Source organism: Tersicoccus mangrovi (assembly GCF_036881825.1).
In the GTDB taxonomy this organism is placed as follows: domain Bacteria; phylum Actinomycetota; class Actinomycetes; order Actinomycetales; family Micrococcaceae; genus Tersicoccus; species Tersicoccus mangrovi.
Genome location: NZ_JBAJMW010000005.1, coordinates 224022 through 239423, shown reverse-complemented (window position 1 = coordinate 239423; position 15402 = coordinate 224022). Strand labels below are relative to the sequence as shown.

Sequence of the window (15402 nt, the reverse complement as noted above, 5' to 3'; positions counted from 1 at the left end):
AGCCGTACCGCGTCCGCGCAGATCGGCGCGGGCCCGGGCTCGTGGACGGCTCGGGGGAGTGGGTAGCATGGCCCCTATGGCGCCTACACCCCAAGTCGTGAACCGTCCGCGCATCCTGATCGTCGGCGGAGGCTACGTCGGCCTCTACACGGCCCTCGGCCTGCAGAAGAAGATCAAGGAACAGGGCGGCATCGTCACCCTCGTCGATCCGCTGCCCTACATGACCTACCAGCCGTTCCTGCCGGAGGTCGCCGCGGGCAACATCGAGTCGCGGCACGCCGTGGTCTCGCACCGGATGCACCTGAAGGACACCGAGCTGATCAACGGCAAGGTGATCAAGGTGGACCACGACGCCAGGACGGCGACCATCCAGTCGGTGGACAACGAGGATCCGTTCCAGATCTCCTACGACGAGATCGTGATCGCGGCGGGCTCCATCACCCGCACGTTCCCGATCCCCGGCCTGGACGAGGCCGCCGTCGGGCTGAAGGCCATCGAGGAGGCCAACGGCATCCGCAACCAGACCCTCGAGCTGATCGAGACCGCGTCCCTGACCGCGGACGAGGAGGTCAAGCGTCGCTCGCTGACCTTCGTCGTGGTCGGCGGCGGCTTCGCCGGCATCGAGATCCTCGCCGAGCTCGAGGACATGGCCCGCGTCGCCACCGAGCGCAACCCGCGCCTGAAGCCGTCCGACCTGCGGTTCGTCCTGGTCGAGGCGATGGGCCGGATCATGCCCGAGGTCACCGAGGAGCAGGCGGTCAAGGTCGTCGAGCACCTGCGCAGCCGCGGCATCGAGGTTCACCTGAACACGTCGCTGGCCTCGGCCGAGGGCGGCCACCTCAAGCTCATCTCAATGCCGGACAAGGCGCCGAAGGACGAGTTCGACGCCGACACCCTGATCTGGACGGCCGGAGTGCAGGCCAACCCGATGGTCAAGAACACCGGGTTCCCGCTCGACGAGCGCGGCCGCGTCCGCGTCAAGGCGGACCTGCGGATCACGACCGACGACGGCCCGATCGCGGGCGCCTGGTCCGCCGGTGACGTCGCTGCGGTGCCGGACCTGACCGGCGAGGGCCCCGGAGGATTCTGCGTCCCCAACGCCCAGCACGCGCTGCGTCAGGCCAAGCGCCTGGCGAAGAACATCCTGCTCGCGCGGGAGGGCCAGCCGCTGGTCGACTACAAGCACGCCTCGCTCGGCGCGGTGGCCGGCTTCGGCACCTGGAAGGGTGTCGCCAAGATCGTGCTCGGCGGCAAGACCATCAAGATGGACGGCCCCCTCGCCTGGCTCGCGCACCGCGGGTACCACGGCATGGCGATGCCGACGGTCGAGCGCAAGGCCCGCGTGGTCGGCAACTGGGCGATCTCCCTGCTCGCGGGCCGGGACACCACCCAGGTGCTCAACCTCAACGACCCGACCCGGACGTTCCGCGAGGCCACGTCCCCGACGCCGAAGATGGCCTCGCCGTCGACGGTGCCGGTCGGCACGGACCCCAGCCGCGAGCGCAAGGGCATCGACTCCCGCCGGAAGATCATGCCGCTGGAGACCGGGCCGAGGGAGACCACCCCGGAGCAGACGCCGACCACGCGCTGACGCTCGTCCCCTTCTGCGGCACCGAACGGGCCCGGTCTCGACCGGGCCCGTTCGTCGTGCCGGGGTCCTCCGGGCGTGGGGCCCGAGCCCGACGTCGGCCACGACTGCGCCACGCTCCCGGCGCCTGCCGGCTGTGCGCGGGACTGTTCTTGCCGTTGGTGCGGTTGTTCCCGGCGCAACAGCACGAACGGTCCCGTTCGCGTCGTCGGATCGTCGGTCGTCGTCCCGGTAGCGTAGGGGCGTCCGGGCCCCGCGCCCGCGCCCCAGTAGCCCAATCGGCAGAGGCGGCGGACTTAAAATCCGCGCAGTGTGGGTTCGAGTCCCACCTGGGGCACACCGTCTCACCGCGCGTCAGACGCTGCGCGGGCGGCCGTCCCCGGCAGCCAGCCGGTACGCGGTGATGGCGACGGCGGCGACCACGAGGTGCATCACCATGAGGGCGAGCACGCCGACCGTCGTCGTCCCCGGGATGAAGCGCAGGGCCAGCAGCAGCACGTCCGGCACGAACGAGACCAGCACGACGGCCGGGACCAGCACCCGCAGGGTGCGGCGGGGGTCGCGCGCACGGCGCTGCACGAGGCGCCACCCGATCCAGCCGACGACCAGCCCGATCACGGTGAGCATGGCCTGCGCGGGCAACGTCAACGGGCCGTAGTCGGCCGGAGCGCCAGCAGCCCGCGCCACCAGGGCGACGAGGCTGTTGAGGGTGACGGCGACGACCGCCGCAGCGGCGAGGACTGCGGCGGATCGCAGACCGGCGCAATGGGTGCGCCGGGGAGCGGTGACGGTGGCGGTGGTGGGCATGACGACTCCTCGTGGTCGTCGGCGTCTCTGAGTGACGCCGGTCTGGTTACGGGTCCATGCGGTCTCGTAATACGAAACGGTACTCGCCGGTCCCGGAACTTACAATGGCCGGATGACGGACTCATCGGTGGCCTCGGTCGGACGCCCGCGGGATGCCGACCTCGGCGACCGGATCCTCACCGCCACGCAGGACCTGCTGATCGAACGCGGATACGCCGGCACGACGGTCGAGGACGTGGCCCGTGCCGCGGGTACCGGCAAGGCGGCGGTCTACCGGCGCTGGGCCAGCAAGGTGGACCTCGTCGTCGCCGCCGTCCGCGTCCTGTCGACCCCCGGGGAGGTCCCGGACACGGGGACGCTCCGGGGCGACCTGCTCGCCTGCGCGATGCACTACGCCCGGCCGGACGCCCGGGGGGCGCGGGTACTGGCCAGCCTGCTCGGGGAGCTGGGGCGCGACGCGGAGCTCTACGAGGCGGCACGCGTGTCGATCGGGGAGCCGCCGGTGGCGGCGCTCGCGGCGGTGCTGACGCGCTGGGTCGAGCGGGGAGCGGTGACGACCACGGCCCCGATCCCGCTCCTGGCCGGCATCGTCCCGGCGGTCGCCTTTGGCCAGGTGACGCTGCAGCGACGGGCGCTGGACGAGGCCACGGTCGTCGATCTCGTGGACCACGTGCTGCTCCCGGCGCTGGGGGCGTCGACGACGACGGAGCGGTGAGGCGCGGGCCGGTACTCGTCTCATGGACCTTCGAACGTCCGGCAGAATGCTGCCATGGGGACAACCACGTTCGAGAGCGTTCTGGATCGGCTCTACTTCACCGCCACGAGTGAGCGGGACAAGGGCACCAGGTTCGAACGGTTGGTGAAGCGGTACCTGCAGCTCGAGCCGAAGTACGCGGACCAGTTCTCCGACGTCTGGCTCTGGAATGAGTGGCCCGGCCGCAACGGCCAGGTCGACACCGGCATCGACCTCGTGGCCAAGGATCGGTACTCGGGCGAGCTGACGGCGATCCAGGCGAAGTTCTACGATCCTGCCGCCACGCTGCAGAAGGGTCAGATCGACTCGTTCTTCACCGCCACCGGCAAGGTCGATTTCTCCTACGGCATGGTCGTCTCGACGACGGACCACTGGTCCAAGCACGCCGAGGACGCCCTCGAGAACCAGTCCAAGCAGATGAGCCGCCTCCGGCTGCAGGACCTGGCCGACTCGACCATCGACTGGTCGGCGTTCGACGTCGAGCAGCCCGAGCAGATGCGCAAGTCGCCGGCGAAGGAGCCGCGGAAGTACCAGCGCGAGGCGATCGCCGACGTCGTCGGCGGGTTCGACACCCACGACCGGGGCAAGCTCATCATGGCCTGCGGTACCGGCAAGACCTTCACCTCGCTGAAGATCGTCGAGGAGATGGTCCCGGTCGGCGGGACCGTGCTGTTCCTCGTCCCGTCCATCGCGCTGCTCCAGCAGACCCTCAACGAATGGACGGCGCAGGCGCAGGTCCCGCTGCGGCCGCTCGCGGTCTGCTCCGACACCAAGGTCGGGCGCAAGCAGAACGAGGACGTCTCCGTCCACGACCTCGGGTTCCCCGCCACCACCGACCCGCAGCTGCTGGTCAACCGTGCCCGCATCTCGACCGGCGAGAACCACGTCACCGTCGTCTTCAGCACCTACCAGTCCATCGACGTCATCGCCCAGGCGCAGCGGGCCGGTCTACCCGATTTCGACCTCATCCTGTGCGACGAGGCCCACCGCACCACCGGCATCACCGAGCCCGGGACCGACGACTCGGCCTTCACGAAGGTGCATGACGACGCGTACCTGACCGGCACGAAACGGCTCTACATGACCGCGACGCCGCGGATCTACATCCAGGAGTCGAAGGCGAAGGCCGCGGCCGAGGATGTCGCCGTCTACTCGATGGACGACGAGGCGACCTACGGGCCCGAGTTCCACCAGCTCGGCTTCGGCCGTGCCGTGGAGATGGGCCACCTCTCCGACTACAAGGTGCTCGTCCTCGCGGTCGACGAGGACGCGGTGAGCCGCTCCTTCCAGGGCCTGCTCGCCGACGAGTCCCACGACCTGCGCCTCGACGACGCCGCCAGAATCGTCGGCTGCTGGAGCGGGCTGTCCAAGCGGGGCGTCAACGGGGAGCGCCTGGACATCAGCGATCACTCGCCGATGCGTCGCGCCGTGGCGTTCGCCCGGAACATCAAGGAGTCGAAGAAGCTCGCCGAGGACTTCGCGCTGATCGGCACCCAGCTGGCGGTCGAGGACGACACCGCGCTGCGGATGGAGGGCGCCCACGTCGACGGCACCTTCAACGTGCTGGAACGGCAGGCGAAGCTGGACTGGCTGAAGGCCGACACCGAGGGCAACCGCGTGCGGATCCTCTCCAACGCGCGGTGCCTCTCCGAGGGTGTCGACGTGCCGACCCTCGACGCCGTGCTGTTCCTCAACCCGCGCAACTCCCAGGTGGACGTGGTCCAGTCCGTCGGGCGGGTGATGCGCAAGGCTGAGGGCAAGGAGTACGGCTACATCATCCTGCCCATCGCGGTGCCCGCGTCGGAGACCCCGGAGACGGCACTGGACGACAACAAGCGGTACAAGGTCGTCTGGGACGTGTTGCAGGCGCTGCGCGCGCACGACGACCGGTTCGAGGCGATGGTCAACAAGATCGACCTCGACCCGGCGGCCAACCGGACCGTGGACGTGATCGGCGTCGGCGGGGGAGGCGCAGGGGACGGCGACGACGGTGGCTCGAGCGGTGCCGGCGAGGGTGCTCCCGGGCACGGCGATCAGCTGTCGATGTTCCACCTCGCCAATGCCGACGAGTGGCGCAACGCCATCTTCGCCCGCATGGTGCGCAAGGTCGGCGACCGGCGGTACTGGGAGCAGTGGGCCTCCGACGTCAAGGACATCGCCGACCGGCACACCACCCGGATCCGCACCATCCTCGACGGGTCGGACGCGGCGCGCGCCGAGTTCGCGGACTTCCTGGCCGGTCTGCGGGGCAACCTCAACGACGGCATCACCGAGGCCAACGCCATCGACATGCTGTCCCAGCACCTCATCACCAAGCCGGTCTTCGAGGCACTGTTCGCCGACTACTCGTTCGCCGCCCACAACCCGGTGAGCCAGGTGATGGACGGCATGCTCGCGGTGCTCGAGGGCTACCACCTCGGCGCCGAGATCGCGCCGCTGGAGGACTTCTACCGCTCGGTGCGGATCCGCGCGGAGGGCATCGACTCGGCGGCGGGCAAGCAGAAGATCATCACCGAGCTGTACGAGCGGTTCTTCAAGCTGGCGTTCCCGCGGGTGGCCGAGTCGCTCGGCATCGTCTACACGCCCACCGAGGTCGTCGACTTCATCATCCGCGCCGTCGACGACGTCCTGGTCGAGCACTTCGGCACCTCCCTGTCGGGGGAGGGCGTGCACGTGCTCGACCCGTTCACGGGCACCGGTACCTTCATCGCGAGGTTGCTGCAGTCCGGGCGGATAAAGCCGGAGGACCTGCTGCGCAAGTACACGCAGGAGCTGCACGCCAACGAGATCCTGCTGCTGCCGTACTACATCGCGGCGATCAACATCGAAGCCACGTTCCACGGGCTGCAGGACGCGACGTCAGGGCACAGCACCGGGGATTATCGGCCGTTCGACGGCATCGTGCTCACCGACACGTTCCAGTCGTCCGAGCACGGGGATGCCCTGGACGAGCGGGTCTTCACCGCCAACAACGAGCGGGTCCTCGCCCAGAACGCGCTGGACATCCGGGTGATCATCGGCAACCCGCCGTACTCGGTGGGCCAGACCAGCGGCAACGACAACAACGCCAACCTCAAGTACCCCCACCTGGACGCGTCGATCCGGGACACCTATGCCGCGCGATCGACGGCGACGCTGAAGAACAGCCTCTACGACTCGTACATCCGAGCGATCCGGTGGGCCTCGAACCGCATCCTCGCCTCCGACGGCGGCGGTGTGGTTGGCTACGTCTCCAACGGCGGCTACATCGACGGCAACACCGCGGACGGGCTGCGCAAGTCGCTGGGCGACGAATTCCACGACATCTACGTGTTCAACCTTCGGGGAAACCAGCGCACGGCCGGTGAGCAGAGCCGCAAGGAGGGCGGCAAGATCTTCGATGCGGGCAGCCGGGCCACGGTCGCCATCCTCATCCTCGTCAAGAAGCCCGGACCGGTAGATGAGTGCGTGCTGCATTACAAGGACATCGGCGATTATCTCGACCGCCGAGCCAAGCTGGACCTCGTCGAGCAGGCGAACCTGGCCACGCTCGACTGGAAGATCATCACCCCGAATCGCGACGGCGACTGGATCAACCAGCGCAACGACGCATTCGAGGGGTACACGCCGATCAGTGGCAAGGACGGCGGCCGCGGCATCTTCGCCCTGCACTCCGGTGGTCTCAAGACGAATCGCGACGCGTGGGTGTACAACTCCTCCGAAACGCGGCTGCGCGCGAACGTCGACCGCATGGTTGACTTCTACAACGCCGAGGTAGGTCGTTACGAGTCGGCAGGAAAGCCGAGTCGCGTCGAAACTTTCATCGATACCGATCCCTCGAAATTTAGCTGGGACCGGGCAGACCGACACCGGCTTCCGCGCGGACTTACGTACGTTGTCGACCCGTCGCGGGTATTTTCGTCGACCTACCGCCCGTTTCAAAAACAGCTCGTGCTGTTCGATCGAGCACTCAACAATACGGTCTATAAGCTTCCGTCTCTGTTTCCCAAGCCAGATGCGGAGAATTCCGGCTTCTACCTCACATCGCCAGCGACGCATTACCCAACGTTTGCGACGATCATGACCGACAGTGTCCCCGATTTGCACGCTCTGGACACGGGCCAGTTCTTCTCGCGCTACACCTACGTCACCGAGGCCTCCGGCGACGACCTGCTCACCCACGACGCGCCGTCGTCGTCAGGCTTCCGCCGGGTCGATAACATCACCGACGCCGCCCTGGCCGACCATCGCGCCGCCTACGGGCCGCAGGTCACCAAGGACGACATCTTCTTCTTCGTCTACGGGCTGCTGCACTCCCCGGAATACCGGGAGCGCTTCGCCGCGGACCTGAAGAAGATGCTGCCGCGGATCCCGCAGGTCCACGGTGTCGAGCGCTTCCGCGCGTTCGCCGAGGCCGGCCGGGCGCTCTCCGAGTTGCACATCGGCTACGAGGACGTCGAGCCCTACCCGCTGACCGAGCGGGAGACCGGGCTCGGGCTGGAGACCGACGCCTACGCGAAGTACGCCGTGACGAAGATGAAGTACGGAGGCAAGTCGGGCGCGTGGGACAGGACCCGTGTGATCTACAACGGCCACCTGACCGTCGAGGGCATCCCCGAGGACGCCCATCGGTACCTGCTCGGCTCGCGGTCGGCCATCGACTGGATCCTCGAGCGGTATCAGGTCAAGACGGACAAGGCGTCCGGCATCGTCAACGACCCCAACGACTGGTCCCGCGAGCACCACCAGCCGCGCTACATCATCGACCTGCTCAAGCGGATCGTCACGGTCAGCGTGGAGACCAACCGGATCGTGGACGGCCTGCCGGACCTCGGGGTGTGACGGCGCGGCAAGACGAGGAAGAGGTTCGGACATGGCCAAGCTGATGACGATCGATGAGTTGGTCGCGATCGCTTCCGGCGCAGGGATCACACTCGTGAGGGCACCGCGGGAGAGCGCCAATCTGTACGTCTGGGTCGACCAGCAAGGTCACGACTTGTACGTCGGCACAGCCGCCTCAGTCAAGAGGTACCGGGACGAAGAGCGTTTTGCCGGGCTTGACCACGAGCAGGACATCGTCAGCGGATTCGTGGCGCTCGTCGCTGAAAACGAGGCCGAACAGGAACCGCTGTCAAACGATCCGGCGGCGTTCAAACCGTCTGTGCTGCGTGATCACGTCATCGCCGAGAGCTGGTCCGGACCGGCGATCGACGGGGTCGTCGAGCGCTTGGCGCGTGGCGAGGCTCCGACCGTCGGGGAGGTGGAGCAGATCCTGATCCGCATCCACATCCGCACGGGACGGCTGATCGGCAACGCACAATTTGCATCGCAATGGGAGGCGCCCATCGGGTCCTTCGCGGACACCGTCGCGGCACTGGCCACTGATGCGGCGCGAGTGTCTGGGGTTCTGCCACGGCGGACCACGGATAACGCGAGTCGGCTCCGAAGCCTCAGGCGGCGATCCTGAAGCGGAGGCGGACCTGGGCAGGATGAGACGGTGAGGAACGAGTTCATCTCGCTTGCTTCTCCGGCAACCCAAGCAGTGCACATCTGCCTTTCGTCGATCGAGTCATCCGGCAGGAAGGCACGTGAGTTCTGTCGGAGGCGGCTGATGGAATCAACTCATGGAAGCCCCCGTGGACCCGTCGACCCGGCCGCAGCGGACCGCTGCGGTGTTGCCGGGCCTCGAACTGCCGGGCGTCCGCGAAGCCGGGCCGGCGCCGTCCTCGCCCGCGACGTCCGCGAACGACATGGTGCCGGCCGGCGAGCTGGCGGCCCGCCTGTCCGAGGCTCGCGTCGGCGCTGACCTCGAACTCGCGGTATCCGCTCTGGAGGATGTGCGCCGGCTGGAGTCCTGGGTGGCGTCGACGAAGCACCGGCTGGTGCGGGAGGCGCAGCAGGCGGCCCGTGCCGCCCACGCCCGGTGGATCGACGCTCACACCGAGCCGGTCGTCGACGGGCGCGGTCCCGGGCGAGGCGGCCTGCCCCGCGCGGAGCGGCTGGCCGTGGCGGAGCGCGACGGGATCGCCCAGATCGCCTGCGCCCTGCACCTGAGCGAGTCCGCTGCGTCGAACCTGCTCACGGACGCGATCCGGCTGACCGAGCACCTTTCACGGACCGCGGACGCACTCGCCTCGGGTTCCATCACGGCAGCGGCGGCGGAGCTGATCTCCGGGGAGGCGGCGGAGTACACCGACGGTCTGGCCGGCTGCGTCGACGAGGATGCGATCGCGCGGCTGCGGTGGTCGGTGTCCGCCACGGAGGAGTCACTGCTCGGTGCCGCCTCGCGCGGGCAGACCCGGTCCCAGCTGCAGGCGCGGGCGCGCCGGGTGCGCGAGATCTGCCACCCGTCGTCGTTCGCCGAGCGATCGCGGGCGGCGCACGCCGAACGGTTCGTACGCATCAGCCCGGACCAGGACGGGATGGCACGGTTGACGGCCCTGCTGCCCGCCGCGGTGGCCTGGCGCATCGACGGGCACCTCTCGGCGGTGGCTCGCGCTCTACGCGCTGAGGACCGGTCCGCGCCACCGGCACCGGGGGTCGCCGCCGGCCCCGGAGCTGCTTCGGCGTTCGGGACCGAGGTGCTCGCCGACGCCGAACGCCCTGGCGACGTCGTGGATGATGCGAACGACGGACCGGAGTGGCGGACGGTCGCCCAGTTGCGTGCCGACGTCCTCGCCGACCTGCTGCTCGGCCTGACGGGCAGTCGTCCGGCCGGAGGCGCCGTTGGCGCGGGCAGCAGCGGTGACGCCGCCGCCGAGGATCGAGTGCCGCAGATGCTGCTGACGATGCCGGCCGAGACGCTGCTGGGCGGCGACGAGCCCGGCCATCTGGGACACTTCGGCTCGATCACGGCCGCCGACGCCCGCGAACTCGCGCTCGCCGCCCGTTCCTTCATGCTGGGAGTCACCGTCGACGGAGTCCCTGCCGGCTCCGCTCGGTGGTCGGATGCCGGCGTGCCGCCCGATGCCACCCGTGGCGGGGCCTGGGTGATGCCGGTGCTGGCGACGAATGGAAGCCAGTACCGGCTCCCGGCGGCGCTGCGGCGTGCCCTGGCGGCGCGGGACGGCACCTGCCGGTTCCCGGGCTGCCGCCGATCGGCGGCACGGTGCGATGTGGACCATGTGGTGGCGTGGGCGGACGGCGGCAGCACGGAGCCGGGCAATCTGGCGCACCTGTGCCGGAAGCACCATGTCCTCAAACACCACTCCGCGTGGACGGTCGACGTCGGCCCACCCACGGCGACCATCGTCGGGGCGACGGTGCCCCGGGACGGTCGGCTGATCTGGACGTCGCCCGCCGGACGGCGCTACGCGACCGAGCCGGACGATCCACCGCCGTTCTGATGGCGGCCGTCACGGGGACGTGCCGGATCTGCGGCGGTGTTGACGGAACGGCGTGCGGGACCCGTGACGATGCCGGTGGGGCGGCGTGCGGGACCCGTGACGATGCCGGTGGGGCGGCGTGCGGGACCCGTGACGATGCCGGTGGGGCGGCGTGCCGCCTGAGCCTCGCGGCTCCTACAGGTACAGACCGGTGCTCGTCTCGGGAACCTCCGGGGCGGCGACGGCGTGGACGTCCCGCTCGCGCAGCAGCACGTAGTCCTTCGCGGCGATCTCCACCTCGAGGCGGTCCTCCGGGTCGAAGAGGACGCGGTCCCGCAGCGCCACCTGCCGCACGTTCGGGCCGACCGCGACGACGTCGGCCCACGCGAGGCGCTTGCCCATCACGGCGGTCGCCGGGATGACGATGCCCGAGGCGGACCGGCGTTCACTGCTCTCCGCGTCCAGGCTGACGAGGATGCGGTCGTGCAGCATGCGCAGCGGCAGGGACGAGGCGGCGGTCGAGTCGGGCATGGGGCGGCCTCCGAAACGGCAGGGGAAGGGGGTGTGACGGGGGAGGAGCGACGAGCGGACCTGCCGGCGGTGACGAAGTCGCGGACGCCCGCGTCGAGTGTAGACGGCGGCTGCCACCCAGCTCTCACGCAGCCGGCTCGCAATCCGTCACGCCGTGAGAGAACAGCTCGCACAAATGCTGGTACGAAACGCCGCTCTCGATAGACTGGCTGCTCTAGCCCCTTCTCGAGGAGACAAGAGACCATGGCAGCCGGTGGCAATCCCCTGCTGAACAACAACCCGGTCTTCACCGGCCGGGCCCGCGACGGGCGGGCCGGCTATGCGCCCACACCGCCCCAGAACCCGTACGGCCAGAGCCCGTACGGCCAGGCCGGCTACGGCCAGAACCCGTACGGTCAGCCGAACGACCTGCAGGACCTCTACAACCGCCCGTCGGCGACCCCGAGCCAGACCGGCCGGATGACCTTCGACGACGTCATCGTCAAGACCTCGATGACGCTGGGCCTCGTCGTCGTCGGCGCGGCGATCGGCTGGTTCGTGCCCGGCCTCATGCTGATCGGCATGATCGGTGGCCTGATCCTCGGCCTGGTCAACTCCTTCAAGCGGGAGACCGCCCCCGCCCTGATCCTCGCCTACGCCGCCCTCGAGGGCCTGTTCCTCGGCGGCCTCTCCGGCTTCCTGGAGCGGATCTACCCCGGCATCGTCGTCCAGGCGGTCATCGGCACCCTCTCGGTGTTCGCCGTCACCCTCCTGCTGTTCCGCAGCGGTAAGGTGCGCGCCACCCCGCGGGCGATGAAGTTCTTCATGATCGCCCTCGCCGGCTACGCCCTGTTCTCGCTGGTCAACCTGGGCCTCATGGTCTTCGGCGTCACCAACGGCATGTTCGGGCTGCACAGCGCGCACATCCCCGGCACCTCCATCCCGTGGGGCGTGGTCATCGGGCTGCTCGCCATCGGCCTGGCCGCCTTCTCCCTGATCGTGGACTTCACCTCGATCTCCGAGGGCGTCCGCAACGGCGTGCCGGCCCGCTTCGCCTGGACCGCGGCCTTCGGCCTGACCGTGACCCTCGTGTGGCTGTACGTGGAGATCCTCCGCCTGCTGGCCATCCTGCGCGGCAACGACTGACGTTCGATACGTACTGACAGAAACGACGCACTGACGACGGCGGCCCCGGCATCATGCCGGGGCCGCCGTCGTGTCCGGGAAAGGTCGTGGGGCGTCAGCCGATGCGGCGGGCGCCGTCGGCCGGCTCGACCGGGAAGATGTCCGGCGCGGTGTACCCGGCGGCGTCGAACGCCCGGCGCACCGCCGCGCTGACCGCCTCGACGTCCGCGGTCCGGAGGAGGGCGATGGCCGAGCCGCCGAAGCCGCCGCCCGTCATGCGGGCGCCGAGCGCTCCGGCCGAGCGGGCCGCGTCGACCGCGGCATCCAGCTCGGCGCAGCTGATCTCGAAGTCGTCCCGCATCGACGCGTGGCTCCCGTCCAGCAGCGCGCCGATCGCGGCGGGTGAGGAGGACCGCAGCGTCTCGACCGTGTCGAGGACCCGCTGGTTCTCCGTGACGATGTGCCGCAGCCGGCGGAACGTCACGTCGTCCAGCCGGCGCGCGGCGTCGTCGAGGTCGGCGACGGTGACGTCCCGCAGGGCGTCGACGCCGAGGGTGTCCCGGGCGAGCTCGGTGGACCGGCGCCGGTCGGTGTACCCACCCGTGGCGTGCTCGTGCTTGACGTGGGTGTCCATGACCAGCAGCACGAGGTCGTGCTCGGTCAGCGGCAGTGGGACCGGCTCGCTGTGCTGGTTCCGGGTGTCGAGGAAGACGGCGTGCCCGGCCGCGCCGCGCAGCGAGGCCGTCTGGTCCATGATCCCGGTCGGCGCCCCGGCCATCTCGTTCTCGGCCCGCTGGCAGGCCAGGACCAGCTCGTCCAGCCCGATCGAGGAGCCGGTGAGGTCCCGCAGCCCGACGGCGACCGAGCACTCCAGCGCCGCCGAGGACGACAGTCCGGAGCCGGTGGGCACGGTCGAGTCGACGAGGATGTCCGCGCCCTCGACCCGCACGCCGCGCTCGCCGAGCGCCCACACGACCCCCGCTGGATAGGCGGCCCAGCCCTGGACGGCGCCGGGCTCCAGCGACGCGAGGTCCACCTCGACGACCCCGTCCTGCGACCGGGACGCCAGCCGCAGCCGACCCGAGGCGTTCAGGGCGATCGCCGCGGTCGTCGCCGCATCGATCGCGAAGGGCAGGACGAAGCCGCCGCTGTAGTCCGTGTGCTCGCCGATCAGGTTCACCCGGCCGGGGGCGGTGAACAGGCCGTCGGGGGCGCTGCCGAAGGTCGCGGTGAAGTCCGCGGCCAGGCGGCCGGCGTCGACGGCGCTCATCGGTCGGCCACCGGGGCGGACGGCTGCGACGACGCCGACGACGACGACGCTGACGCCGCCGCCGTCGGCACGCCCGACACCGAGCGCAGCCGCTCGGCGACCTGCTCGGGCACCGTGTCGTTGATGAAGGCGCCCATCGCGGCCTCGGAGCCGGCGAGGAACTTCAGCTTGTCGGCGGCCCGGCGCGGCGAGGTCAGCTGCAGGTGGAGCCAGGATGCGGCGCGCAGCCGCGGGTCGGCCGGCGCCTGGTGCCACGCCGCGATGTACGGGGTGGGGGAGTCGAACAGGTGGTCCAGCCGGTTCAGGGCGTCCAGGTAGACCCGCGCGGCGTCCTCCCGCTCCTCGTCGGTCAGCTCGTCCAGCCGGCCCACGTGCCGGTGCGCGGAGATGTGCACCTCGAGCGGCCAGCGTGCCGCGAACGGCACGTAGGACGTGAAGTGCTCCCCGACGGTGATGACGCGCGAGCCGTCGCGCTGTTCCGCCGTCAGCAGGCGCTCCCCGAGCAGCGTGCCGGTCGCCTCCAGGTGCGCCGCCGCCCGCTCGCCGAGCAGCGCCCCGCGGGGGGTGACGTACGGGTAGGCGTAGATCTGCCCGTGCGGGTGGTGCAGGGTCACGCCGATCTGCGCGCCCCGGTTCTCGAACACGAACACCTGCGCGACGCCCGGCAGGGCGGAGAGGGCGGCGGTGCGCTCGGCCCAGGCGTCCAGCACCGTGCGGGCCCGCTGCAGCGGCAGCGTCGCGAACGAGCCGGTGTGCTCGGAGGTGAAGGCGACCACCTCGCAGCGGCCCGTCGCAGGCAGGATCTCGCCCCAGCGCGGGTGCGCGGGCACGGGACCGGTGGCGGGGCCGAGGGAGGGGAAGCGGTTCTCGAACACGACGACGTCGTAGTCGGCCGCCGGGATCTCCGACTCGCGGCGCTGGCCGTCGGCGCCCCCATGCCCGGACGGGCACAGCGGGCACTGGTCGGCGGGAGGGAGGTAGGTGCGGGTCTGCCGGTGCGCGGCGACTGCGACCCACTCGCCGGAGAGCTCGTCGAACCGCAGCTCACCCGGCTCGGGGCGCGGGGGCAGCGGCCGCGGGTCGGACGGCGGGGTGAACGAGGACGCCGACGCCGGGTCGTCGAAGAAGTAGAGGATCTCGCGCCCGTCGGCGAGCCGGCCGGGCACGGGACGGGCGGTCACGCGCCCACCCCCTGGGCCGGGGCGCCGACCGGGGCGAGGACGACCTCGTCGATGTACCCGCGGAGCAGGTCCACGGCGGAGGCGCTCATGGCGTCGTCGGTGATCAGGGTCTGGACCTCCTCGAGGCCGGCGATCCTGCTCAGCCCCGAGAGGCCGAACTTGGTGTGGTCCGCGAGTACGCACAGGCGCGAGGCGGACTCGAGCATCTGCTGGTTGGTCTGCGCCTCGAGCAGGTTGGGCGTCGTGATGCCCCGCTCCAGGGAGATGCCGTGCACCCCCATGAAGCACACGTCCACGTTCAGGGTGCTCAACGCGTTCACCGCGAGCGGCCCGACGAGCGCATCCGACGGGGTGCGGACCCCGCCCGTCGCGATGACGGTGGGACCCTGCTGGCCGGTGGTGCCCTGCTGACCGGTGGTGCCCGCGTCGAAGCTCCAGAGCACCTCGGCGATGCGGGGAGAGTTGGTGACGACGGTGAGGTCGGGGATCGGGGCGAGCAACTGGGCCATGGCCCACGTCGTCGTGCCCGAGTTCAAGGCGATCGCCATGCCGGGCTCGATCAGCGCGACGGCGGCCGCCGCGATCGCGGCCTTCTCCGCGCCCTCCCGGGCCGCCTTGGCGGCGAATCCGGGCTCCTCCGACGTCGGCGAGGTGCGCAGCGTCGCCCCGCCGTGCACCTTGATCAGCAGGCCGCGGCGCGCGAGGGCGTCCAGGTCGCGGCGCACGGTCATGTCGGAGACGTCGAACGCGTGCACCAGGTCGGTCACCCGGACGACGCCCTCGGCCTGCAGTCGGTCGACGACGGCCTGCTGGCGCTGAGCGGCGAGCACAGGACCTCCTCGGCGGGCTGGTGAATGACGACA

Annotated in this window: 11 protein-coding genes and 1 tRNA gene; 7 read left to right on the top strand and 5 right to left on the bottom strand. The window is 70.2% G+C overall.

Features of this window, described 5'->3' with window-relative positions; all coding sequences use genetic code 11:
• Nucleotides 1-76: 76 nt before the first annotated feature.
• Together V6N00_RS11685 and V6N00_RS11680 are read left to right on the top strand one after the other, a co-directional pair.
• The gene (locus tag V6N00_RS11685) at nt 77-1591 is read left to right on the top strand and encodes an NAD(P)/FAD-dependent oxidoreductase (RefSeq protein ID WP_334232537.1); all 1515 of its coding nucleotides are present in this window, start codon (nt 77-79) and stop codon (nt 1589-1591) included.
• Between the two features lie 260 nt (nt 1592-1851).
• Nucleotides 1852-1925: transfer RNA gene (locus V6N00_RS11680), tRNA-Leu, on the top strand.
• Between the two features lie 17 nt (nt 1926-1942).
• Here V6N00_RS11680 and V6N00_RS11675 read toward each other — a convergent pair.
• Nucleotides 1943-2395, bottom strand: coding sequence for a DUF6069 family protein (locus V6N00_RS11675; protein WP_334232536.1), 453 nt, complete (start codon nt 2393-2395; stop codon nt 1943-1945).
• Nucleotides 2396-2507: 112 nt separating this feature from the next.
• Between V6N00_RS11675 and V6N00_RS11670 the strand changes: the two genes are divergently transcribed.
• The 4 genes from V6N00_RS11670 (at nt 2508) to V6N00_RS11655 (ending at nt 10474) form a co-directional block, all read left to right on the top strand.
• Nucleotides 2508-3110, top strand: a complete 603-nt coding sequence (locus V6N00_RS11670) for a TetR/AcrR family transcriptional regulator (protein ID WP_334232535.1) — start codon at nt 2508-2510, stop codon at nt 3108-3110.
• A gap of 54 nt (nt 3111-3164) precedes the next feature.
• Complete coding sequence (locus V6N00_RS11665) at nt 3165-7970, top strand: DEAD/DEAH box helicase (RefSeq protein WP_334232533.1); 4806 nt, start codon at nt 3165-3167, stop codon at nt 7968-7970.
• 31 nt (nt 7971-8001) lie between these two features.
• Nucleotides 8002-8595 (top strand): hypothetical protein, encoded by a 594-nt coding sequence (locus V6N00_RS11660; protein ID WP_334232531.1) that lies wholly within the window; start codon nt 8002-8004, stop codon nt 8593-8595.
• Between the two features lie 157 nt (nt 8596-8752).
• The gene (locus V6N00_RS11655; protein WP_334232530.1) at nt 8753-10474 is read left to right on the top strand and encodes an HNH endonuclease signature motif containing protein; all 1722 of its coding nucleotides are present in this window, start codon (nt 8753-8755) and stop codon (nt 10472-10474) included.
• 174 nt (nt 10475-10648) lie between these two features.
• Here V6N00_RS11655 and V6N00_RS11650 read toward each other — a convergent pair whose 3' ends face one another.
• Nucleotides 10649-10984 (bottom strand): GroES family chaperonin, encoded by a 336-nt coding sequence (locus V6N00_RS11650; protein WP_334232529.1) that lies wholly within the window; start codon nt 10982-10984, stop codon nt 10649-10651.
• A gap of 243 nt (nt 10985-11227) precedes the next feature.
• On the opposite strand from V6N00_RS11650, the gene V6N00_RS11645 reads away from it, so the two are divergent.
• Nucleotides 11228-12109: a Bax inhibitor-1/YccA family protein gene (locus V6N00_RS11645; RefSeq protein WP_334232528.1), complete on the top strand. Its 882-nt coding sequence runs from the start codon at nt 11228-11230 to the stop codon at nt 12107-12109.
• Nucleotides 12110-12203: 94 nt separating this feature from the next.
• Here V6N00_RS11645 and galK read toward each other — a convergent pair whose 3' ends face one another.
• From galK to V6N00_RS11630, 3 genes are read right to left on the bottom strand one after another with little or no spacing between them, the layout of a single operon-like run.
• Nucleotides 12204-13358, bottom strand: coding sequence for a galactokinase (gene galK / locus V6N00_RS11640; RefSeq protein ID WP_334232526.1), 1155 nt, complete (start codon nt 13356-13358; stop codon nt 12204-12206).
• Nucleotides 13355-14539 (bottom strand): galactose-1-phosphate uridylyltransferase, encoded by a 1185-nt coding sequence (galT, locus tag V6N00_RS11635; RefSeq protein ID WP_334232525.1) that lies wholly within the window; start codon nt 14537-14539, stop codon nt 13355-13357. Before galT ends, galK begins: the two co-directional genes overlap by 4 nt.
• Nucleotides 14536-15369, bottom strand: a complete 834-nt coding sequence (locus V6N00_RS11630; protein ID WP_334232524.1) for a DeoR/GlpR family DNA-binding transcription regulator — start codon at nt 15367-15369, stop codon at nt 14536-14538. The genes galT and V6N00_RS11630 overlap by 4 nt, the downstream gene beginning before the upstream one ends.
• Nucleotides 15370-15402: the final 33 nt, after the last annotated feature.